This is a genomic window from Niallia laureatilytica, assembly GCF_046613985.1.
Lineage (GTDB): Bacteria > Bacillota > Bacilli > Bacillales > Cytobacillaceae > Niallia.
This window is the reverse complement of record NZ_JBKKHP010000003.1, coordinates 345053-367159: the sequence shown is the minus strand read 5'-3', so window position 1 is coordinate 367159 and position 22107 is coordinate 345053. Positions and strand designations below refer to the sequence as shown.

Annotated in this window: 21 protein-coding genes; 5 read left to right on the top strand and 16 right to left on the bottom strand. The window is 40.0% G+C overall.

Features of this window, described 5'->3' with window-relative positions; genetic code table 11:
* Positions 1-46 precede the first annotated feature (46 nt).
* From mmsB to chvE, 3 genes are all read right to left on the bottom strand, one after another.
* Positions 47-1165 carry a multiple monosaccharide ABC transporter permease gene (gene mmsB, locus ACLIJJ_RS11515; RefSeq protein ID WP_233316145.1) on the bottom strand — a complete coding sequence of 373 codons (1119 nt, stop codon included), beginning with the start codon at positions 1163-1165 and terminating at the stop codon, positions 47-49.
* 110 nt (positions 1166-1275) lie between these two features.
* Positions 1276-2778 (bottom strand): multiple monosaccharide ABC transporter ATP-binding protein, encoded by a 1503-nt coding sequence (mmsA, locus tag ACLIJJ_RS11510; RefSeq protein WP_237942019.1) that lies wholly within the window; start codon positions 2776-2778, stop codon positions 1276-1278.
* A 65-nt stretch (positions 2779-2843) separates the two neighbouring features.
* The gene (chvE, locus tag ACLIJJ_RS11505) at positions 2844-3923 is read right to left on the bottom strand and encodes a multiple monosaccharide ABC transporter substrate-binding protein (protein ID WP_233315834.1); all 1080 of its coding nucleotides are present in this window, start codon (positions 3921-3923) and stop codon (positions 2844-2846) included.
* 700 nt (positions 3924-4623) lie between these two features.
* Between chvE and ACLIJJ_RS11500 the strand changes: the two genes are divergently transcribed.
* On the top strand, positions 4624-4920 hold the full coding sequence (locus ACLIJJ_RS11500; RefSeq protein ID WP_285109871.1) for a hypothetical protein: 297 nt from the start codon (positions 4624-4626) through the stop codon (positions 4918-4920).
* Positions 4921-4993: 73 nt separating this feature from the next.
* Here ACLIJJ_RS11500 and ACLIJJ_RS11495 read toward each other — a convergent pair whose 3' ends face one another.
* The 4 genes from ACLIJJ_RS11495 to ACLIJJ_RS11480 form a co-directional block, all read right to left on the bottom strand.
* Positions 4994-5554: a DUF2812 domain-containing protein gene (locus ACLIJJ_RS11495; protein ID WP_251646557.1), complete on the bottom strand. Its 561-nt coding sequence runs from the start codon at positions 5552-5554 to the stop codon at positions 4994-4996.
* 1 nt (position 5555) lies between these two features.
* On the bottom strand, positions 5556-5873 hold the full coding sequence (locus ACLIJJ_RS11490; RefSeq protein ID WP_251646559.1) for a PadR family transcriptional regulator: 318 nt from the start codon (positions 5871-5873) through the stop codon (positions 5556-5558).
* 186 nt (positions 5874-6059) lie between these two features.
* Complete coding sequence (locus tag ACLIJJ_RS11485) at positions 6060-7439, bottom strand: glycoside-pentoside-hexuronide (GPH):cation symporter (RefSeq protein WP_411410895.1); 1380 nt, start codon at positions 7437-7439, stop codon at positions 6060-6062.
* 5 nt (positions 7440-7444) lie between these two features.
* Positions 7445-9844 (bottom strand): hypothetical protein, encoded by a 2400-nt coding sequence (locus ACLIJJ_RS11480; RefSeq protein ID WP_411410894.1) that lies wholly within the window; start codon positions 9842-9844, stop codon positions 7445-7447.
* Between the two features lie 208 nt (positions 9845-10052).
* Here ACLIJJ_RS11480 and ACLIJJ_RS11475 point away from each other — a divergent pair, with 208 nt between their 5' ends.
* On the top strand, positions 10053-10922 hold the full coding sequence (locus ACLIJJ_RS11475) for an AraC family transcriptional regulator (RefSeq protein ID WP_251646563.1): 870 nt from the start codon (positions 10053-10055) through the stop codon (positions 10920-10922).
* 273 nt (positions 10923-11195) lie between these two features.
* On the opposite strand, the gene ACLIJJ_RS11470 is transcribed toward ACLIJJ_RS11475, so the two are convergent.
* Positions 11196-11357: a hypothetical protein gene (locus ACLIJJ_RS11470; protein ID WP_233315841.1), complete on the bottom strand. Its 162-nt coding sequence runs from the start codon at positions 11355-11357 to the stop codon at positions 11196-11198.
* 61 nt (positions 11358-11418) lie between these two features.
* Positions 11419-11619, bottom strand: a complete 201-nt coding sequence (locus ACLIJJ_RS11465; protein WP_411410893.1) for a hypothetical protein — start codon at positions 11617-11619, stop codon at positions 11419-11421.
* Between the two features lie 75 nt (positions 11620-11694).
* Here ACLIJJ_RS11465 and ACLIJJ_RS11460 point away from each other — a divergent pair, with 75 nt between their 5' ends.
* Positions 11695-12588, top strand: coding sequence for a helix-turn-helix domain-containing protein (locus tag ACLIJJ_RS11460; protein WP_248574457.1), 894 nt, complete (start codon positions 11695-11697; stop codon positions 12586-12588).
* Positions 12589-12682: 94 nt separating this feature from the next.
* Here ACLIJJ_RS11460 and ACLIJJ_RS11455 read toward each other — a convergent pair whose 3' ends face one another.
* Positions 12683-13261, bottom strand: a complete 579-nt coding sequence (locus ACLIJJ_RS11455) for a TetR/AcrR family transcriptional regulator (protein WP_233315843.1) — start codon at positions 13259-13261, stop codon at positions 12683-12685.
* A 215-nt stretch (positions 13262-13476) separates the two neighbouring features.
* Here ACLIJJ_RS11455 and ACLIJJ_RS11450 point away from each other — a divergent pair, with 215 nt between their 5' ends.
* On the top strand, positions 13477-14103 hold the full coding sequence (locus tag ACLIJJ_RS11450) for an FMN-dependent NADH-azoreductase (RefSeq protein WP_233315844.1): 627 nt from the start codon (positions 13477-13479) through the stop codon (positions 14101-14103).
* A gap of 39 nt (positions 14104-14142) precedes the next feature.
* On the opposite strand, the gene ACLIJJ_RS11445 is transcribed toward ACLIJJ_RS11450, so the two are convergent.
* The 5 genes from ACLIJJ_RS11445 to ACLIJJ_RS11425 all read right to left on the bottom strand — a co-directional run bounded on the left by ACLIJJ_RS11445 (position 14143) and on the right by ACLIJJ_RS11425 (position 20185).
* On the bottom strand, positions 14143-15402 hold the full coding sequence (locus tag ACLIJJ_RS11445) for a hypothetical protein (protein WP_411410892.1): 1260 nt from the start codon (positions 15400-15402) through the stop codon (positions 14143-14145).
* A gap of 81 nt (positions 15403-15483) precedes the next feature.
* Positions 15484-16857 carry an allantoinase AllB gene (gene allB, locus ACLIJJ_RS11440; protein WP_411410913.1) on the bottom strand — a complete coding sequence of 458 codons (1374 nt, stop codon included), beginning with the start codon at positions 16855-16857 and terminating at the stop codon, positions 15484-15486.
* Between the two features lie 29 nt (positions 16858-16886).
* Complete coding sequence (locus ACLIJJ_RS11435; RefSeq protein WP_233315846.1) at positions 16887-18284, bottom strand: NCS1 family transporter; 1398 nt, start codon at positions 18282-18284, stop codon at positions 16887-16889.
* Positions 18285-18967: 683 nt separating this feature from the next.
* Positions 18968-19510 carry a YdhK family protein gene (locus ACLIJJ_RS11430; protein WP_233315847.1) on the bottom strand — a complete coding sequence of 181 codons (543 nt, stop codon included), beginning with the start codon at positions 19508-19510 and terminating at the stop codon, positions 18968-18970.
* Between the two features lie 72 nt (positions 19511-19582).
* Complete coding sequence (locus tag ACLIJJ_RS11425; RefSeq protein ID WP_237942027.1) at positions 19583-20185, bottom strand: LysE/ArgO family amino acid transporter; 603 nt, start codon at positions 20183-20185, stop codon at positions 19583-19585.
* Between the two features lie 123 nt (positions 20186-20308).
* Between ACLIJJ_RS11425 and ACLIJJ_RS11420 the strand changes: the two genes are divergently transcribed.
* Complete coding sequence (locus ACLIJJ_RS11420; protein ID WP_411410891.1) at positions 20309-21739, top strand: aminotransferase-like domain-containing protein; 1431 nt, start codon at positions 20309-20311, stop codon at positions 21737-21739.
* A gap of 12 nt (positions 21740-21751) precedes the next feature.
* Here the strand turns inward: ACLIJJ_RS11420 and ACLIJJ_RS11415 are convergent, their stop codons facing one another.
* Positions 21752-22093, bottom strand: a complete 342-nt coding sequence (locus ACLIJJ_RS11415; RefSeq protein ID WP_233315850.1) for a PTS sugar transporter subunit IIA — start codon at positions 22091-22093, stop codon at positions 21752-21754.
* Positions 22094-22107: the final 14 nt, after the last annotated feature.

Genomic DNA, 22107 nt, shown 5'->3' with positions numbered 1-22107 from the left:
ATAAAAGCAAAAACCCGAGCTCTACTAGAGCTTGGGTTTTAAGCATTTACGATGCTAATTTATTCTTATTATAAATATCAAAAGCAACCGCAATCAGCAGCACAAGTCCTTTAATGGCCTGCTGCCAGTCGATCCCAAGGCCGATGATGGACATACCATTATTCATTACACCCATAACAAGACCGCCGACAATGGCCCCGCCGACTGTGCCGATTCCGCCATATGCGGACGCACCGCCGATGAAGCAGGCTGCGATTGCATCCAGCTCGAACAGGTTCCCGGCTTTTGGTGTTGCAGCGTTAAGCCTTGCTGCGAAAATCAAGCCAGACAGTGCAGCAAGAACACCCATATTCACAAACACCCAGAAAGTAGCTTTCTTTGTTTTGATTCCAGAAAGACTTGCAGCCTTTTCGTTGCCGCCGATCGCATAAATATGTCTGCCCATTACAGTTTTCTTCATCACAAAGCTGTAGATAGCAACTAAAGCAATCAGGATAATTAGAATCATTGGTATCCCTTCATATGTTGCTAATACATATGTGAACACATTAATCAAAACAATCACAGCGGCTATTTTCGTGATAAACAGTCCTTTTGAAGAAACTTCAAAATCATAACGAAGCTGTGTTCGGCGATTTCGTACTTCAAGCAGCAAATAAATAATTGAAAAGACAATGCCCGCGACGATTGTGAGCATATGCAAGGTGCTGCCGCCAAAAATATCAGGAATAAAGCCTGAGCTGATATCCTGGAAAGACTGTGGATATGGCGCAACTGACTTGCCTTTAAGGACAAGCATCGTCAAGCCTCTGAACAGAAGCATCCCTGCAAGTGTGACGATAAAGGCGGGAATCTTGACATATGCAACCCAGAAGCCTTGCCATGCACCGATTACTGCGCCTACTAATAAGGAAAGAATAACGGCCAAAAAGACGGGCATATCATGGTTGATAATTAATATTCCAGAAATGGCGCCAACAAAGGCAGCAACAGAACCGACTGACAAATCGATATGGCCTGTAATAATAACAAGGACCATCCCAATTGCAAGGACGAGAATATAGCTGTTCTGCAAAATCAGATTGGTGATATTCAGCGGCCGCAGCAGAATTCCCTCTGTTAAAACTTGAAACAATATCATAATAAGCACTAATGCGGTAAACATTCCATATTGGCGTAAATTACTCTGAATCAGTGATAACACAGAGCCTTTATTTCGATAATCTTCCAACGGTGTATTCACCTTAATTCCCCCTTCCCTACTATAGGAAAATATCAGCTTGTGATATATTTCATGATGCTTTCCTGTGTCGCTTCCGCTGCTTCTAGCTCTCCCTTTATCCTGCCTTCGTTCATCACATAAATTCTGTCACACATTCCTAACAGCTCTGGCATCTCCGAGGAAATAAGAAGAATGCCTTTGCCTTCTTCGGCAAGCTGGTTAATGATTGTATAAATCTCATATTTCGCGCCAACATCAATCCCTCTTGTCGGTTCGTCGAGGATGAGGATATCTGGCTCTGCATAAATCCACTTGCTTAACACAACCTTCTGCTGGTTGCCGCCACTTAAATTCCCTGTCTTTTGCAGAATCGACGGTGTTTTAATATTCATCTTCCTTCGATAGTTTTCCGCTTCTTTCACTTCCACTTGCTCATTCAAAACAGTGAATTTTGAAAGCTTTTTTAAGTTAGGCAGCGATATATTTTGTTTAATATCTTCTATTAAAATAAGTCCATAATTCTTTCGATCTTCTGTCACGTAAGCCAGTCCATTCTCAATAGCTTCTGGAACATTTTTGAGAGTGATTTCTTTGCCATCCTTATAAAGCTGGCCAGAGATTTTCGTGCCGAACGACCTGCCGAAAATGCTCATTGCAAATTCGGTCCTTCCAGAGCCCATTACCCCAGCAATCCCGACGATTTCACCTTTTTTAATATGCATATTAATCTTGTCGATGACTTTCCTGTCACTTTGCAGCACTTCCCAATCCTTCACCTCAAGAATGGTTTCGCCAATCTTCGGCGTTCTGTCTGGATAGCGGTTCGTCAGCTCCCTGCCGACCATGCCTTTAATGATTCTGTCCTCTGAGACTTCCTCCCATTTCAATGTCTCAATTGTCCTTCCATCCCTGATGATAGTAATGCTGTCAGCAACCTTTGAGACTTCGTTCAATTTATGGGAAATCATGATGCTCGTCATACCTTCTTTCTTAAAGGAAAGCAGCAGCTGCAGCAAATTTTCGCTTTCTTCTTCATTTAGCGCCGCTGTAGGTTCGTCCAAAATCAACAGCTTAACATCCTTCGACAGAGCTTTAGCAATCTCCACAAGCTGCTGCTTGCCGACACCAATTTGTGATATGAGTGTATTCGGATTTTCAGACAGGCCGACCTTCTTCAATAGCTCTCTTGCTTTTACTACGGTCTCATTCCAATTGATAACACCAGCTTTCGCCTGTTCATTTCCTAAGAAAATATTTTCTGCAATCGACAGCTCTGGTATCAGGGCAAGCTCTTGGTGAATGATAACAATCCCTAAGCTTTCACTGCTCTTTATGTCTTTAAACATACAGACATCATCTTGAAAGAGAATATCTCCTGCATATGTGCCATGAGGATACACACCGCTCAGCACCTTCATGAGCGTTGATTTTCCCGCTCCATTTTCGCCGCATAATGCGTGAATCTCGCCTGCTTCAACCTTCAAGTTCACATCATCAAGCGCCTTGACGCCGGGAAATTCCTTCGTAATATTTCTCATTTCGAGAATATTCCCCATGCTGTCCTCCCCCTTTCTTACTTGCGGCAGTTCCCCTTTAATGAAGAGGAACTGCCGAAATAGTTTTAGTTGTTCAATTCAGACTCATCATAATAGCCGCTGTCGATAACAATTTCTTGATAGTTTTCCTTATCAACTGACACTGGCTCTAATAGATAAGCAGGAACAACCTTAACGCCATTATCATATGTTTCTGTATCATTGACTTCCGCTTCTTCACCATTCAAAACAGCCTCTGACATTTCAACTGCTTTCTTCGCTAACTCTCTCGTATCCTTAAAGACGGTTTGTGTTTGCTCGCCTGCAATGATGGACTTAACAGACGCCAATTCTGCATCCTGTCCAGTCACGACTGGCAGCGGCTTATCTGCTGTACCATAGCCGACACCTTTTAAGGACGCGATAATACCGATGCTGATCCCGTCATACGGAGATAAGACTGCATCCACATTTTCCTTCGTATAATGAGCACTCAACAAGTTATCCATCCGTGCTTGAGCTGTCGCTCCATCCCATCTTAATGTTGCACCTTGCTCAAACTTCGTCTGTCCGCTTTGAACAACAAGCTTGCCTGAATCAATATAAGGCTGTAAGATAGACATCGCCCCATCAAAGAAGAAATACGCATTATTATCATCAGGAGAACCGCCAAACAGCTCCACATTAAATGGGCCTTCGCCATCCTTCAAGCCAAGCTGCTCTTCTATATAGCTGCCTTGCAGCACACCAACCTGGAAGTTATCAAATGTAGCATAATAATCGACATACTCACTCTTTTTAATCAAACGGTCATAGGCAATTACTTTAATTTCCTGCTTATGCGCCTTTTCTAAAACATTTGTCAGCGCCTCGCCGTCAATCGCTGCAATAACAAGCACATTTACACCCTTTGTAATCATGTTTTCAATCTGGGAAACCTGGTTTTCCACAACATCCTCTGCATATTGAAGATCAACCTTATAGCCTTTCTTCTCAAACTCTTCCTTCATATACTTACCATCACTAATCCAGCGCTCAGATGATTTCGTAGGCATGCTGACACCAACAAAGCCCTTTTCATCCTCACCGCCTCCGCCGCCCCCCGAACAGGCAGCCAGCGCAAACAATAAAACAGCAGCTAAAATTACAGATAAAAGCTTCTTCATCCGTGAACCCCTTCCCATATGTCTATTTCTTGGGCCTTCTGTGCTTGGTGCCATACTTGTCTTTTTTAAAGACTCTCGCAAGCAAGTATACGCTTTCATTTGAATCTCTAAAAAAGGAGCTTATCTCTCCGACGAAAGCCCAATAATATTGCTATGTGCCACCATTTTGGAATATGCCAGTTTATTTTTTCCGGTGTGCGGGACAGGGAGTGGAAAAGTTGGATTGGAAATTGATAGTTTTAACAGCTGCAGAGTTTCAGCTAATTCTATGGTTAATAATATTTACTTAAGGATGCTCATGATTTGAGACTTTCGATATTCATATGAAGGTGAATTTTCTGGATTTCAGAAACGGATGAAAGAGCAGTTTCAATTCTAAAATAAGCTGTTTCTTTTTTGAAATATTCCTGCTGTGAAATTGTATTAATATAATAGTGTATATAGAAATTCATATAAAAGGGCTTCCTGATGACATAAAGATAAAAAAAGAGAGTTGGTCATGAAAAATGATTGTGTTTTGCTTATTGCTTTTCAACATCTGCCACCAATTCCTTACAGGAGAAAAAATGGAAGTTTAAGATAATAGATTATGTATAAACGCAAAAAAATAAGATGAGCCTTATAAAGACAAATTTTTAGGAGTTTAAGAGACTTATAGAAATAGAGAATTAAAATTAGCAGTAGGAAAAGGGTGAATGAAATGAAGCTTAATTTTAATGAAGAAATGAAAGCTAGCACTATTAATTCACACGGAAAATTAGAACCGGATGTTCCTTTACCAGATTATATAAAAGTGACACATGCAGCTAAAATTTTGCAGTTACCTCCAGAAGTAATCAGAAAGTATTGTCACGAAGGGATACTGGAGGCTAAACGAAATAATCCTGGCAGCGGGATGTGGAGAATTAAAACAAAGCAACCGACTATCCTTAATGGTGAAAGCTGGGGAGAGTTTGTTGATTATTGCAGAAGGGAACAGGAGAAGTTTAGGGGTTAATAAAGAAGCTCTATTTTATGTCAGGCTGAGCTTCTTTACTTCCATTTAGTATGTAACTATTAAACTTCCCTCATTATTGTTTTAACGACTGATATATCTTTTTATGCTTAACGAAATCTATTAAGCATTTAATTGTACAAAAAATCGTAAAAAATCCACCAGCTCCGAATGCACTTTTATCAAATTGAAAGTATAAAGAGAATAAGATAATAGAAAATACAATGTACATAACAATATTAAGGAGATATCCATTCATTTTTCGTTTGTCGCGTCCTTTATAGGAATCACTATCAGAAAATATCTCTTTATACTCATTTGTACTATCAGAGTAGAAAATATGTTTAGAATAGAAAACATTCTTAGAGAGAATTGTCCAGCCTGCATCTTCAAAAATAGACTTGTATTCTATGTAATCTCTTTTTCTATTAAATAAACGATAGTCAATTTTATAAATTAATTCTTTCTGATCATTACTCTCCATCCGTTCAAATTCATATTCACATTTCTCCACTTCTTCAGAATCATACTTTTTAAGGACCCAGCCATCCATTAACATGTCTTGCAACCATTTTTCTTCTTCATTTAAATTAATAAATTTCGCACTAATTTTTTTAGAATTTTTATCTTTTCTCATTTCACTTCTCCCTCTGTTCAATGATGCGTTCTGTAAAACTCACCATCTTTTGATATCTATTAAACTCCTCTTGAAATACCTGTTTCCCTTTTTCTGTAAGAGTGTATGTCTTTTTTTTACGACTATCCAATTCTTCTTTCCATGCTTTAATGAGCTTTTGCTTTTCTAAATTGCTAAGTATCCCATAAAGGGTTCCTGGTGCGATTATTAAATTCCCTTCACTTATGCGCTCTATCATCTTAATAATCCCATAACCATGTAAGGGATCATTATAAAGAGCCAGCATTACTAAATATGTTGATTCAGTTAGTGGTTTCATACAGTCTCCTTAATATTCAGAGTGACGATATATTTATACACATAGTATTACACACGATATATCGGAGGTCAATATATAGTTGGATAATTTTGTCATGTTTCTCAGTGTCCTTTTTACAACTCCAACATATAAAAAAGGCTCAAGCAAAACATCTCTGTTTTACTTAAGCCTCGTAATCTATTCTATTTACCGCTTCAACAACAACTCATTCCGAACCTTCTCCTCATTCTTCTCATACTTTTTATAATTAAGCATAATTACTGCTCCAACTATAAAGAAGATTGCCGGCAGCCATGTGAAGCAGAACTTAATCGCTGCAAGTGAGGAAGCTGTTTGGGTGGCGTTGGCTACATAGCCTGCTTTATCCATAATGATGGATGGAATAAAGCTGCCTAAGCCTGCTCCGATTTTGATACAGAAGGAGCTGCCGATTGCTGTTAGGAAGCCGCTGGCACGGATACCTGTTTTCCATTCGCCATAGTCGACTGTGTCAGACAGCATGGCAAACGGCAAGGTAACGGCGATTCCTGTTCCTAGTGAAGCAATAACCCAGCCAAAGATAATCATTGACGTACTTGCTCCTGCGAAGGCAATAATTACTTGACCGATTGCTGCTACAGCAAAGCCTAAGATTTGTGTGTGCGTTTTCAAAAATTTCTTCACGATAAATGGAATAATCGTGATTGAAATCATTTGGAAAACGACCAATCCATTTAGTATGGATGCTAAAGATTTTTGATCTAAATTGTACTGGGAGTAATAGATTAATGTCGATGTTCTTGATGTGTTGCCTAACCAATAAAAGATGAAGGCAAGCACTAATGTTATCCATGGCCAATTTCCTTTAACTGCTCTGAAGCTTTGGCGAATTGGGATGGATTTGATTGTTTTTGTATTGATTTCCTTTGTTCCTGCGAAGGCAAACAGCATTAAAGCAATTGCTATAACAGCGTAAATTCCAACCGTTACTTGGAAGCCTAGTTTATCGTTTCCGTTTCCAAAAAAGGCTACAAGCGGCAGAGTGAAGGACGCAGTAATTAAATAACCGATCATGCCGCCATTGCTTCTCCATGAATTTAAGCGCACACGCTCATTGGAGTTATTTGTTAAGTTCGGCAAAATCGCTGTAATTGGTGTGGCAATTCCTGTGTAGACAATCCCCATTAGAATATAGGTGATTAAAGCGTAAATTACCTTCGCATTTCCCGATAAGTCTGGAGCTAAAAATGTTAAAAAGAACATGACACCAAAAGGAACGGCCAGCCAGAGCCAATACGGGCGGTTCTTTCCGTGTTTTGTGTTCGTATGGTCGATGATTAATCCCCAGATAGGTGCATCTAATGCATCGAATATCCGGGCAACCAGCAATATTGTTCCTGTTGCTGCAATAGAAATCCCAAAGACATCGGTATAAAAATACATGATAAAACTAGTAAGCGTACAATAAAGCAAATTTCCGGCTGTATCTGTACTTGCATAAGCTAACACGCGTTTTAGGGGCATTTTTGAATTATTATCATCGATATTATTTTCTGGTAACTGTTTAGCTGTGCTGCTTTGTTCCATCTCACTCACTCCCTAGTCAGTAATTGTTCTTTCGCTTTGAACTGTCCATCTACTAACAAAATTTGCGGCATTAATCGGCCGTTTTCTGAAACGAAGTGTAAGTCTTTTTCATAAAAATAATATTCAGAAGGGTATGGGGCATAGCTTGTGACTAACAGTCCATCCTCTGTATCTTCAATAGAACCATTCACAACAGCGATTTTACCGTCTTCCTCATACAAGAATGTCTTCTTGCCGAATCCGTCTAAATAGGCAACCAGCTCTTCCCCCATATCCCAATCCGCTGTCTCTTCTTCTTTTGTAAATAAGCGGGTAAATATACCGCCATCTCGGAAGAAGGTTGATTGACCAAAGCGATTGCGAGACAGGTCTGGCCTGTTTATATGAGGACCAGCAATGCTGTAAGTGGAAGCAGCCTCTCCAGTAGTTAGTTTCGTATCTGTTGCTTTTGCATTCGTGTCATAGCAGTAAAGAATCCCGATTGTTGCCCGGTATGCCGCTTTTAAGTAGCGGATATCCTGTAATTCCTCGTAAACTTTCAAGCAGGCAGCTGCTGTAACTCCTCCCCAAAGGGAATGAATCATATAAGATAATGCCTCCCACCAGCGGTCAGGGCTTTGGGCGCGGAAGTCATTAGAAAAGCCAATATTCGCAAGCACTAATTCTCCATATCGTTTGGCAGCGTTATGATGTTTTGTGCTTGCCAACGCTCCTGCAGCTGGCCCAAATCCGGCATTATCATAGAAATGCTCTGTGACGGCCGCTTTATATGTCGAGCTGTCTTTAGCTACAGTCTGTGCTATGTTAGACCATAGTGCGCTGATTTCTTCATATTTTTCTGTTAGTCCGCGATTTTTCAGCTCTGCCATTAATTCGTCAATGTATAAGAAAAACACCCCTAACATTTGCGCTTCTTCTTTTCCTCTTGGCGTATTGTGGAGATCAGGGTTTACTCTTAAAGAGAACACGTCGGCAGCCCAAGATAAATAGGTATCTGGCTCATTCAGCTGCAAAATATCTTGATCGAACTGGGAAAGAAGATAGAAAACATGGGCTATATATTCGAAATCCATGCAGCGATAGAAGTCGCCATAAAGGTAAACAGGCTTTGTAAACTCACCGTTTTCGAACCATTTTTCACGAATATAATGAACGCAGCTTGCTTCTACTTGCTGTACTTCTTTCGCATTCACTTTACCAAGCAGGTTATTTTTCAATACTAAGCTTAATTTTCCTAATGACTCACCTTGATTAGATAGCGGCGAATAGCTGTAAGGATTTTCGCTGTCTGCTCCATTAAATAACACATCGCTAATATAGCGGGAGCGATTTTCAATGATGGTTTTGATTGGCTCCATTACATTTAAGATAATGCTGTCAAAAGACTGGTCATCTATTTCAATCGTAATTTTATGTTCGCCAGGTACAGTGAACAGCAGCTTCCCAGCGTATGTTTGTTTCATGCGTTTAATTTTACCGACAATATTTTCTTTCTTTCGGTTGCCATTCCGGTCCAAATACTCGATATAGGCATCTGTTAAATACTTGTTGTCAGGCAGCTGTACCGAAAAATCATAATATTTACCTGCTATCGCAAGGGGCTCAAAGTTAAAAACAGGATGGCCGTGCTGCTCTTGGCCAATTTGATAGAAGTCCTGCTGACTTTCAAATGATTGCAGCTTGTATTCCCATTCCTTCTCACTTAAGCCAGACAGCGCAAAGTCAGTTTTGTTGTATAACCAATCGGCATTCTCAAAACTATCTGGATATCCGCCTGCCAAGATTAATTGATGAAAAAGCAGACCATCAAGAGATGGGGAAACGCTTTCAAAAAAGAGATTATTATACGCACAGTATGTTCCTACCGATAATGTTTGTCCTTTTGTTTGAAACATACCTAAATGCGGGGCTTCATTACTTCTGCGAATACATGCCAGCTTCGAATAATCGGCAGAGATAAAAGTAAATACAGCCGCAGAATGATTGGTTTGCTGATTAAGGTCATTCTTGCGGAACATCACGTAAGAAAAGGAAGACCAGATGGCAAAATCAGAAATATTCACTTCCTCTGCTTGCAGGTTTTTTATCGTTATATTCCAGACGAGATTGTCTTCAGCTTGCTTTAAATCGTACTTCATGATGACTTCTATCTGTTCAAAGGTGTATGTGACTAAAGCTTGGGCCGCTTCTCTTATAATTGCTGGGGCTGTATCTGCACTAGTAAGCTTCATACCGTCAACTGTCAGTGAAAAGCTCCCAAATAATTTATCTTTTTCTTCATATCCTGTTTGCGTAAGATAGTTTGAGTCAATGACCCAATTCATTTGATGTGTATCTTCTTTTAAAACTAAATTTGTTAAATTTCCACTCGGTGAAATTTCTAATGTAAAATGGTTATTCTCCATAAAAAATACCTCCTTTATTTAAAATACTGTGGTAATTTCCTATCCCGCAACGGTGTTTTTGAAGGTATAATAAGTTGAAAGCGCTAACTTTTAATATCGCCACTAAAATATAACAAAATAAATTATCATTGAACATAAAGGATTCTAATCATTTTTTAAGATATTTCACTCGATTTACAAAATTTTTTTAGAGAAAGAGGTGAGTTGGATGGAAATAGTTTCAATCGCTGTACCGCCCTTTCCTATCTTTATTGAAGGCAATATAACGTTATATGAAAAAGGAACAAGCCATCCGGACAGAAGCGAATTAGAGTATTTTGATATTATTCTTGTGAAGAAAGGCCGGCTGTATTTAACGGAGAATAAGAAAGAATTTATAGTTAATAAGAATGAGATGCTGCTCTTACTGCCCTTCAAACACCATTTCTCCACCATTCCGGCAGATGAGGAGACAGAGTTTTATTGGCTGCATTTCTATACAAACAGCTACTATACAGAAGAAAATCAACCTGTGAAGCTAGAATCAACGATTCCCATCCCAGCATTGCATTTCCATAATCACAGTTACACACTGCACCTGCAAAAACAATGCACTCTAGTTGATTATGAAGAAATTTATAAAAAAATAGACCAGCTGTTAGCGGCCACCACGAAGGAAAATAAGGATTTGTCTTTCTGGGATATTCAGATCAGCTTCTTCTCTCTTATCAATCTATTAGAATCACAAGGCATGGCAAAGGACAGCGGCTACATTATCTCTGAAAAAGTTGCCCAATATATACGCGATCATTATCACAAACCAATTACGAACACGATTCTGGCAAAAGAATTTAATATTCATGAAAATACGATTGCAAAGTATATGAAAAGATTCTATAAAGTAACGGCACTGGAATATTTAAATACGTACCGCCTAGAGCAAGCCCGAATTCTGCTCCTTAAAACAGATTATCCAATTCAGTCTGTTGCAGAGCAGTGCGGCTTTAGCTATGGTCCTTATTTTTCCAGTGCTTTTAAAAAAACTTATGACATTTCGCCATTGAATTATCGGAAGAAGCATATGGGGAAAGAAAAATGAAGCCAAACTTCGTATGGCTTTATTCCCCTTTATTTTCATTTGTTGGCAGCTAGTATGCCCCTTTTTTCATAATATGCAAGTTTATTACGGTGCATCATAAAAATCCAATTAATCACGGCTGTATAGTCCCCTTTATATGCATAAGGTTCAATTGCCAGTAATTCTTTTACGAAACTAAACAATCCATAATTGAAATATTAATAACATCATTGTTTAGCGAATGATACCAAAACTGCATAAAAAAAGAGCCGCAAATTAGCAGCTCACTATCTATTATTCTGTTCCACCAACCAGCTCAATTTCTGACCGTCTGACAAGCTCTACCGTATAGCTGTTTTGCTGAAGATCCTTTATTTCCAGGAAACCAGAGTTATAGATATGTATAATTCGGTATTTTCTCCCTTTATATTTGACCTTTTTTCCCAATGACAGCATATGGTTGAACCTCCTATTTAGAATGAGATTAGCGACTCATGGTGAATATCTGCAAAACTTATCAATGCTCAAATGGCAGTCCGGCTGCCTTAACGACTGAAGTGTCTAAGGATTGAGTTATGTTTCCAAATGGTGAGATCAATAGACCAAACAACAAAATGGCTGCAAATAGTTTTTTCATAAGATCACCCTCATCTTTCGCTTTTTTTCCAGTATACTTTGGCTGAAGAATCGGTGCGTTTATGATGAGAGCTTGTCTCAACGGATATGCTATAATGAGAGGCAGAAAAGCTGGATTTCCCTCAAAAAATATAAAAATTTTTATAAAATGGTGAGAATGATGGTAGAGTTGAACGCTAAAGCACTTGGGGAAGAGGTTAAGCGGCTGCGGAAACTGAATAAGCTTTCACAAACACAGCTTGCAGACGGAATCTGTACACAGGCGACAATCAGCGGCATTGAAGCTGGCAGGGGCTATCCAAGTGTGGATATTCTGTATATTATCTCTATTCGCTTGAAGGTAACGCTAGAATATTTATATAAAATTCTCTTAAATGATGCCGAGGATTATATTAAAGAAACAGAAGAGCTTCTGGAAGATTTAATGAAACAAAAAAATTATAAAGAAGCCTATGAAATTTGTCAAAGTGAACGAAAGCAAGGAAACAGAAATCTCGGCTATAAATTCGAACAGCTGATAGCGTGGGTGCATATTGTGTCTGGTTATTATCTGCAAAAATACGATTATCGAATCGCTATCAAGGAACTGGAGAATCTTCTCGATGATGATCATCCCCTTTTCGGGCAAGACTTCATTGATTTCCGTATTCAAAACAGCATCGCTATCATCTATGCAGAAAACAGCCTGTTTCAGAAAAGCCTGCGGCAATATAAAAAAATCCTTTCTTATCAAGAATTTTTGAAACAGCAGCATAAATTCCAAATTAAGCTTCATTATAATATTTCGAAATTATTCTTTCTGCAAAAAGAATATATACGGTCCTTAGAGCATGCCGACAGCGGCATCGCTCTTACTAAACAAAAGGAAGATATCTCAATGGCCGGCCAGCTGTATTTCCAGCGGGGAGAATGCTTAGAAGAATTGGATGAGGACTTGGATGCTGTCAAAGAGGCATACAGGAAGTCGCTTTTTATCTTTGAACTGCTTGGAAATGAACAGTATGCAGCTATGGTGAAGGAACAAAAACAGGATATCTTCTCTTCTATGTAAAGATGTACTTGGAAAAAACTAAATTCCTAATTTAAGATAGAAGAAAAAACACCGCCAATATCATCCGAATCGACGGTGTTTTTTCTGTTTTAACTTATCCCTTAAAATAATGCTCTAAACCGCTTGTCCACATCGGTACAACCTGCTCAATAAGCTCTTCTACAGATCTTTTTCTGCCTTCTTTATTCCAAGTGTAACTCGCTCCGTAAATGCCCCAGCTTAATGAGGTGGCTATTGCGATATGCTCGTCCTTCGGATTTGTCTCATGCTCCAGAAGATGAAGGATGACATCGTAAACTGCCTCAATCATCTTATTCTGGAAGTGGTCGCCGAGAGATTCATAGTTTTTGGCACATTGGCCGCTTAATTCTTGATGGTATTGGCACATCACGTAAAATAGGCTGCTCAGTGAATTTTCGTTGAAGACGGCATGACAAGAAAGACGCTGATGCAGTGTTTCTCTGAAACCATCAAGTAATGTCAGGTCCAACAGCTCATATTTATCGAGGAAATGTGCATAAAAGGTTGCTCTGTTGATGGTTGCTTTTTCCGTGATATCCTTGACGGTTATGTCTTTGAAATCCTTCTCCTGGATTAAAACAGTAAAGGCATCCAAAATAAGCTGTCTCGTTCTAAGTACTCTTGGGTCGCTTTTTGTTGTGGTCGTTTCCATTTTCCCCACCTCCATATGTAAAAAAAATGTTCTATATATTGAACTAAACGACATTTTTCGACTTATGTTGTTTAGGCTACATATTAAAAATAATGACGATTGCTACTAGTATAATTATATTCTATCATAAAGTAAGCAACACATGTTGTTTAAACGATAAGCGTTTAACTATAACTGCTAGAAATATATAAAATTTAAAATAGAGGTGTTTAAGAATGGCAAACGTATTATTCATAAAAGCAAACTCACGTCCAGCTGATCAAGCAGTGAGCGTTCAGTTATATGATGCTTTCTTGCAAAGCTACAAAGAAACTCATCCAGAAGACACAATCACTGAATTGGATCTTTTCCAAGAAAACCTTCCTTACTTGGACAACGACAAAATCAACGGTATGTTCAAGCTTGCTAGAGGAATGGAATTAACAGAAGGCGAAAAAGCTGCATCTGACCTAGTAACTAAATACTTGGATCAATTCCTTGCTGCTGATAAAGTAGTATTCGGTTTCCCATTGTGGAACTTCACTGTGCCTGCAGTATTGCACACATACCTTGACTACTTGAGCCAAGCAGGCAAAACTTTCCGTTACACTGCTGAAGGTCCAGAAGGCCTTGTTGGCGATAAGAAAGTTATGCTATTGAACGCTGCTGGCGGCGTTTACTCTGAAGGACCTGCTGCTTCTGTTGAATTAGCAGTTCGTTATGTAAAAACAATCCTTGCATTCTGGGGCGTACAAAATCCTGAAACAATTATCATTGAAGGACACAACCAAAACCCAGATCAAGCTGCAGAAATCATTGCTGCTGGTGTTTCTAAAGCTGCAACTGCTGCTGCAAAATTCTAATTATAAAGGGCTGCTATCTAGCAGCCCTTTTTTATGTTCTCACAGGTCATTTAAGAGTCCGACTTTGCCTGTTTCTCCGTCTACATAATGGTGGCAGTCAAGGAATCCGCATAAGACGTATTCTTCTTTTTCTTTGTCGTAAACATAGTATGGCTTCAAAATGAGGTAATCCTTTATTGCTTCATATGCTTCCTGTTGGGAAATTTTGATTTCCCTCGGCTTTTTATACTCTGGAAAGCTATCTAGCATCATTTCATTGTCCATATAATTAAATGCCTTAAAGCTGCTGCCATCCAGCATGATTAGTAGTTTTCTATTTAAAATATTCCGCGACTGTTGATTCTGTACTAGCTTCACACCAATATAATTATAGCGACGGTGAATTTCAGTCATTCTCCACTTGCATGAATCATTTGGGTGCATCTTCTGCAGGAAACATTTCACCTCTTTCACGCATATTTGGACAACATTATCTGATATTGGGAAGGTTTCCGGATGCGGTTCACATGCAAAAGCCTGTTCTGGCGTTAATTCCTCCAAAAGCTTAACTGGCTTTCGTTTAAATCGTTTATATATCGGTTCAGCCCATTCCAATACAAAATTAACTTTCTGGGTATTTTCAGACAAATCAAAGGGCAGCGTTCCGGTCAGGTCATTACGGATATAGACTTCCTCAATCGCATATGCGGGCACAATTCGCTGTTGCTCCATTGCTGAAAAATCCCATTGCTGGAATTGCTTCTTAACCAAATGTTCTGCTTTATGGAGATTAAGTGTGTACGGTTCGTTTCTGATTACCAGCTTATCTATAAAGCTTCCATATACACTATAAAAGACAAGTTGTCCTGCTTCATCAAATTCAATTTCCATCCACTCTTTCGGACGAATCTCCAATCCATCGATTATCCTAATAAAAGAAAGCTTGTCCTCATCTTCCTGCCAGGATATAAAATCTTCTTCATACGTTAAACCCGATTCCCTCTCTATCCAACGGATTATCTCTTTTTTATTCTTCACCTGCAGAACAGGCTTATCTAAATACGATTTTCCACCAACAAATATAATACTATTAAACCGCTTTGTATCTATTGAAATACTGACAGAAGCTGTCCCTTCTGGAACCTCGTCCTCCTCATCATATGCTTTAATATGCTCAGGCAGCCATTCCATTTCCAATGAGTACACTGTTTTGTTCTGATTTGTTACTTTTCTATCAAGGTCACAGGAGTAAAGATAATAGTTTCCTAAACTAAGCTTCTCTTTCGTATAATCTACCAATGCTTGTATTCTGGCATCCACTCTGTTTTCCTCCTCGTACATAATCTCTTAAGGTAAATTATACCATTAACTAACATAGAAAAAATCCTAAACACTTTTGGTTTAGGATTTGATTTCTATTTGTTGTACTGGTTTAATCCATTCTCCTTCAGGGCCAGCTGCCTGAATCCTTCCATCATGAAATAGAAGTTTGCCTCGATTAATCGTGCTGTTTATTCTGCAAGGAAAAGTATGGCCTATATATAAGCTGATTTTATTTTTCGCAAAGAAATTATCTTCACTCACAGTAAATGGTTCATCTGTAGACACAAGGATAAAGTCAGCGTCATAGCCTTCAGCAATTTTACCTTTTGCTTTCAGTCCAAATCGTTCGGCTGGATTTAAGGCTGTGATATTGGCGATTTGTTCAAAAGGAATCTCGTATTTTAACGCTAATTCCATCATCGACAAGAAGGAAAACTGGCCGCCGCTAATGCCGCCCCATGCTTGAAAAATATTATATACAGCCGAGTCCTTCAAATCACTTGTACATGGGGAGTGATCGGAGGAAATCATATCAAATTTCTGGTCGATCAGGAGTTTGATGAGCTTTTCCTGTTCGTCTTGTTTGCGCAAAGGCGGAGCACATTTAGCAACAGGACCGTAATCACGCAGTGCTTCATGGTTAAACAGCAAATAATGCGGGCATGTTTCGACGGTAACATCCATGCCTTTTTTCTTTGCCTCTTCAATCTTTGTGATTGCCTCATGTGAGCTGATATGAACAAAATGCAAGGGACAGCCAGTTACTTCTGCATAATACAAAGCACGCTGTACTGCTTCTGCTTCGGCAGCAACCGGACGTGTTTCTAAATAATCATCTGCTGTTACATGTCCTGCCTCTATCTTACGGGCAGCAAGCCAGTCTGTAATCGGACCGCTTTCAGAGTGAAGCGCAAGCACCTTCCCTAAGCCGGCGATAATCTTCATTCCATTCAGCAAGGTGATATCATCGACATTTTCGAATTCCTTATTGCCTGTTGTAGACAGGAATGCCTTAAAGCCAATCACGCCCTCTTCTGCAAGCTCTGCTAAATCCTCTTCATTGCCAGGAACAAGTCCGCCCCATAAGGCGAAATCTGTGTAAGATTCTGCCTTTCCTCTGTCACTTTTCAAGTAAAGAGCTTCTTTGTTTACAGTAGAAGGAATGCCGTTTAGTGGCATATCAAAGAAGGTTGTCACACCGCCAGCTGCCATCATTTGTGAGCCTGTGCAAAAGCCTTCCCAATAATCACGGCCAGGATCACTGAAATGAACATGCACATCAATCATGCCTGGAAAAACATACTGTCCAGCTGCATCAATAACAGAGTCTGCTCCTGCTAACTCAGCACCAAACGCCACAATCCTGCCGTCTTTAACTCCGATATTTGTTGTCTGTACTTTATCAGGAAAAACAACCTTTCCGTTCTGAATCAGCATATCAAACATTACTATCTCTCCTTTTTTCTCATATGTTTATACCATTACCGCTCGAATATTGTTCCTTTCTTGAAGACCGAATCTTTAAAGGTATATTTCATCAACAGGAAGTACGACAATCCGCCAACAATAACTCCAACAATCCAGCCGAGATCTACTTCAATAAATGCAGCACCTGCACCGAGCAGCATCGCAATAATTGCACAAGGATTGAAGCCTGCAAACGGGCCGGTTTCGTCATATAAATCAGCAACATTCACCGTTTGTCTTCGCAATAGATAATATTCTACGAGCAAGATGGCAACAATTGGACCTAAAAAGGCGGAGTAGATTAACACAAATGTGTTCAAGCCGGCTGCTGAATCATCTTGGACAAGCACCCATGGGAATGAACCAAATGCAAGCAGGCCCGTAATGATGACAGCAACTTTGTATTTCGCTTTTGTCAGCATGGTAATCACATATGTTGGCGGAATGATGTTCGCTACCATATTTACAGCAATAGCACCAATCACAATAAATGCCGAAACAGCTGCCGTTATATAAGGATTATCAACCACTACTGCAAATGCTTTGACCGGATTTGAGATACCTGTTGCTGATGCAAGCATCGCACCGATTGTAAGAACAAAACCATAAGCAATGAAGATTGGTGAGAAGTATAAGAAGCCGCGCTTTGTGCTGCTGACACCTGATTTCAACTCACGAGAGTAATCTGCTGCACTTAGGAAAATGGCTGCATAGTTGCCGAGGAACACCATGATGAATGCAAAGAATGGCAGCCCCCATGTCCCTTCAGAATGAACCCATCTTTCTGCAATAATTTCGCGGTGTGATGCCATAAGAAGATAAAACACATAAACAAGTCCCAGCATGATAACAACAGATGCTAAAATCTCGACCCATTTAATTGCGTGGAATCCATATAAAGAAAGAACAATTTGCACTAGCTGTATCACTACAAAGCAGATAACCGTATTATCAAAAGCACCGCCTGTCACTATTTTCGCAATCTCATTCAAAGCTGTACCGCCAAGCCAGCTTTGGAAGCCAAACCAGATGATGGCAGGAACCCCACGCAATAAAGCTGTAATGGCAGAACCCTTGATCCCAAAAGACATCCGCAGCTGCATAACATAAGGAACTCCCGTTTTATAACCGAGCCGGTCATTCAATGTAAAAAATATAGATATAATTCCAATCGCAATAATCGCAGCTACGAATGTTTGCATAAGATTCAGCGTTGCTGCTCCAGCGACAATCAAGCTTGCACCTAAGGTCATATTCCCTAAATTAACGCCATCACCAATCCACATGAACATGTACGAAAGCTTACCGACACTTCTTTCTTCAACCGATTTCGGTCTTAATGATTCATCTACATCTCCCCCATTTGGAAGTGTTGCTTCTGCAATTGGTTGACTTGCCAAGTTTGTAGACATGTTCCATCATCTCCTTTTAAATAAGTGATTCAACAACTTGAATATTATGATTATTATGAAAATTTAAGTTATAAAGAGCCCTTTTACAGTCTGACAAATGCTCCTTTCCATCCGTTATGAAAAGTGACAATAGTTGTTAATAAACCTCACATACTTTAATATGTGTTAATAATATAAGAGTTGTTTTTGAAAAGCATTGGAGAAAATGTAAAATTTACACAAGATTTCTAGACTGTTTGCACATTTTTGGAGGAAGATCGGCTTTTGAAGTAAGCATTTAGTTAACAACACAAAAAATGGAGTTACCCTATTCTGAATACACCTCTACTTCTTTCAGTTATTAGTGATATTATGGCAGAACCAAATGTAAGCTTTTTTACATATAAGTAGAGGTAAAAATCATAAAAAAATTCACGCGAACTAAGTTTAAGCATAAATGCACTACTATAAATCTTACTTATAATAGCTATGCTAAATACGATAACCCCTTATTGCCGCAGTATTTCAATATTTCTTTTATTATAAAAATGATTGGTGAGAAGGATGTTATCTTAGTTATGTTCGTTTAATAGACTAATAAATGGATAAGCTTAACAACAGCTGAGCTTATTTGTTAGCTGCCCCATATTTTTACAGTTAAGAAAAAAAAGAAGCCTGTCCTTATAACAAGCTTCCTTCCCTCACTATCTAGCCTCGAGTTCATCCTCTGTCAGCCACTTATGATTCGTCACTTTTTCTCCACCGTTTGCTGGTGTATAGTCGACCATGTAAACAGTAGTTTCTACCGCTGCATCGATCACTGCTTCTGCGCCTTTCATACCTTCCATATGGTCCGCTTCTAGGGTTACTTCTGTTCCTGGGGCAAGCTTTTCGTTGCCGGCGTCTTTTATTTCCTCCTGCACGACCCATTTGTGGTTATGCACCATTTCGCCTCCGCCAACAGGAGTATAGGATACTTCATATGCAATCGTATCATAGGAGCTTAGCACCGTTCCTTCAGCATCTTTCATGCCCTTCATATGATCAGCGAGGATGGTCACTTGGCTGCCGTCAATGAATTTTGGTTCAGCGGCAAGCTCTAATCCTTCTGGCAGTTCAGCAGTGCCTGTATGTGTATGTTCTTCATCTGTATGATTATGGTCTGTTTCATTATCGTTATTTGCAGTACAACTGCCCATAATGATGGCAACTGCTAGTATTGGCAATCCTAGCATTCTCCACTTCATCTGTAAAATTCCTCCTTTATGTATTATTCCTATTGTTATCACTAAAGGAGGGGTTTTAAACATGAAGGGTTGTTATAGAAGCTGTTTGACCATCACAATTGCCATTGCCCACATAACGAGAGCGGAAGCTTTGTTGAGCAGAACAAGCAGCTTTCCTGACTTATCTGCTTTGCCTAGCATTCTTCCGGCAATTGCCAAGCAGAAAAACCAAACCCAAGATACGGCGATGCAGGCTAGAGTAAACAGCTGCTTTTCTGTGCCGCTGTAGATAAGCGAGCTTGTGCCGATTACTCCGACTGTATCCATAATTGCATGTGGATTCAACAGCGAAACGGACATGGCAAAGCCGACTTGCTTACCAGGTGTAAGTGTGTGGCCGCCGTCTGTCTTCGGCTTGCTTTTCCATATTGCATAGCCCATATAGATAAGGAAGCATGCCCCTGCTATAAAGAGGAGGTTTTTCAGCCAAATGAATTGAAATAAAAACAACGATACTCCTAATACTGCAAGCAAAATCAACAAGGTGTCACAAATGCTTGCTGTCAAAATGGCAGGCAAACTGCTGCGGAACTTCCTGTGGCCTGCTCCTTGGTTAAAAATAAATATATTTTGCACACCTAAAGGCAGGATGAGCCCTAGTGCTAATAACATTCCATGAATAGCTGCTTCTAGCATGATATTCCCTCCAAATCGTTAATATCCATCAGTTTACGGCAACACTTCGTCCTTGTCTCCAACCAATTGGTTGGTAATCTCCCCAACCATTTTATATAATGAGACAAAAACAGGAGAACAAGTATGGATAATCACTGGAAGCCAAGCAAGCAGGGTGCTCTTCCTCTCTATCAGCAAATTTACGAATTTATTCAAAAACAGATTATTTCAGGGAACTGGCCTGTTGGCTACAAGCTGCCTCCCCAACGAGAGTTAGCTGACAATTTCCAGGTCAACAGAAGCACGGTTGTGTATGCGTTAGAGGAGCTGAAGGCAGATGGCTGGATTGAATCACAAGTCGGACGAGGCACAGTCGTTTGTCAAAATACATGGAGTTCGCTTACAGCAGGATCACGTGCCGACTGGAAAACTTATGTTCAATCAGGAACTCATCTGCCTAATATTCAAATGATTCAAGAGATAAACAAAGCAGAATTCTCCCCTACTATCATTAGACTTGGAACAGGTGAGCTGTCTCCAAGCCTTCTGCCGACTGCGATGATTCAGCAGGCCTTCGCAGAAACAGCTGCTTTGTCATTAAGCTATCCAGAAGGAAAAGGCAGCTTTCTCTTAAGAAAGGCTGTAAGTGACTATTTGCAAAAAAAGGGGATTGGCACGACACCAAATTCCATAATGATTGTTTCTGGAGCCATTCAGGCATTGCAGCTGATTTCAGTCGGCCTGCTCGACCAAAATTCTGCCATTTTGACAGAATCACCGTCTTATTTAAATTCCATTATGGTGTTTCCATCGGCAGGAATTCGGATGGTTCCACTTAACGGTGAGCTGTCTTTCTCGGCGATTAGCCGGGCAAAACGGCTGCATAATACGGCACTGCTGTATACGACGCCTACCTTTCATAACCCAACAGGTTACTGCATGGCAGAAACGAAACGGATGGAGCTGCTGGAGGCATGTGCTAAAGAACGAATGCCTATTTTGGAAGATGATGTTTACGGTGATTTATGGTTTGACTCACCACCGCCGCCTCCCTTAAAGGCACTTGATAAACATGGCAATGTTTTGTATGTAGGCAGCATGTCGAAGGTGTTAGGGCCAGGACTTCGCATCGGATTTATCGCAGCCCCAGAGCCTGTCATTGAAAGGCTCGCAGACATTAAGATGCAAACAGATTACGGCTCGAGTACACTCTCCCAGTTTGCTGTCGCAAAGCTTTTAACAAATGGCCAATATGACATGCATATAGAGAAAATGCGGCATGAACTGAAGGTTAGACGGGATTTTGTACAGAAGCTTCTGTCCACCTATTTCGCAGATCTTGCTGTTTGGGAACAGCCGGCAGGCGGCTTTTATATATGGCTGTCACTAATAAAGGAAATCCCGCTGCAGTTGCTGTTTAAAAAAGCCCTTCAGCACGGTATTCTTATTAATCCAGGCACACTTTACGGCAACTTCAACAGCCATATCCGCCTGTCTTATTCGTACGCTTCCTTCGAGGAGCTCGAGGAGGGCCTGATTACGCTCGCGACAATAATTAGGAATTTTCGCGCATAAAAAAAGGCAGTGTCAGCTGTTGACACTGCCTTTTTCTATTACATCTAATCGTTTATACATATCAATCATTTCTTTGACCAGCTCATAAGTTGTCTCAGCGCTCATAAGCTGGTCTTCTGCGTGCATGAAGAGGAGGGAAAACGGCAGGCTTTCGCCGTTTGCTTCCCTTTGAATCAATGCGCTATGTGTCTTGTGGCTGATGAGGAAAAAGTTTTGAGATTCTTTCAGTTTCTGTTCTGCCAGCTCATATTCTCCTTTTTTCGCTGCATAGAGAGCTTCCATGACGAGGCTTTTTGCCATTCCCACATTGCTGATAATTGTAAAGCCTGTCAGCTCCATTGCATCCTCTGCCATTTCTATATCACGTC

Coding starts and splice junctions, on each gene's coding strand:
- ACLIJJ_RS11420 (WP_411410891.1), top strand. CDS start 20,309: ATGGATAATCACTGGAAGCCAAGCAAGCAGGGTGCTCTTCCTCTCTAT.
- ACLIJJ_RS11480 (WP_411410894.1), bottom strand. CDS start 9,844: ATGGAGAATAACCATTTTACATTAGAAATTTCACCGAGTGGAAATTTA.
- mmsA (WP_237942019.1), bottom strand. CDS start 2,778: ATGGGGAATATTCTCGAAATGAGAAATATTACGAAGGAATTTCCCGGC.
- ACLIJJ_RS11475 (WP_251646563.1), top strand. CDS start 10,053: ATGGAAATAGTTTCAATCGCTGTACCGCCCTTTCCTATCTTTATTGAA.
- ACLIJJ_RS11495 (WP_251646557.1), bottom strand. CDS start 5,554: ATGAGAAAAGATAAAAATTCTAAAAAAATTAGTGCGAAATTTATTAAT.
- ACLIJJ_RS11430 (WP_233315847.1), bottom strand. CDS start 19,510: ATGAAGTGGAGAATGCTAGGATTGCCAATACTAGCAGTTGCCATCATT.
- ACLIJJ_RS11460 (WP_248574457.1), top strand. CDS start 11,695: ATGATGGTAGAGTTGAACGCTAAAGCACTTGGGGAAGAGGTTAAGCGG.
- ACLIJJ_RS11415 (WP_233315850.1), bottom strand. CDS start 22,093: ATGGCAGAGGATGCAATGGAGCTGACAGGCTTTACAATTATCAGCAAT.
- ACLIJJ_RS11500 (WP_285109871.1), top strand. CDS start 4,624: ATGAAGCTTAATTTTAATGAAGAAATGAAAGCTAGCACTATTAATTCA.
- ACLIJJ_RS11450 (WP_233315844.1), top strand. CDS start 13,477: ATGGCAAACGTATTATTCATAAAAGCAAACTCACGTCCAGCTGATCAA.
- chvE (WP_233315834.1), bottom strand. CDS start 3,923: ATGAAGAAGCTTTTATCTGTAATTTTAGCTGCTGTTTTATTGTTTGCG.
- ACLIJJ_RS11485 (WP_411410895.1), bottom strand. CDS start 7,439: ATGGAACAAAGCAGCACAGCTAAACAGTTACCAGAAAATAATATCGAT.
- ACLIJJ_RS11425 (WP_237942027.1), bottom strand. CDS start 20,185: ATGCTAGAAGCAGCTATTCATGGAATGTTATTAGCACTAGGGCTCATC.
- ACLIJJ_RS11455 (WP_233315843.1), bottom strand. CDS start 13,261: ATGGAAACGACCACAACAAAAAGCGACCCAAGAGTACTTAGAACGAGA.
- mmsB (WP_233316145.1), bottom strand. CDS start 1,165: ATGTTTACCGCATTAGTGCTTATTATGATATTGTTTCAAGTTTTAACA.
- ACLIJJ_RS11435 (WP_233315846.1), bottom strand. CDS start 18,284: ATGTCTACAAACTTGGCAAGTCAACCAATTGCAGAAGCAACACTTCCA.
- ACLIJJ_RS11470 (WP_233315841.1), bottom strand. CDS start 11,357: ATGCTGTCATTGGGAAAAAAGGTCAAATATAAAGGGAGAAAATACCGA.
- ACLIJJ_RS11490 (WP_251646559.1), bottom strand. CDS start 5,873: ATGAAACCACTAACTGAATCAACATATTTAGTAATGCTGGCTCTTTAT.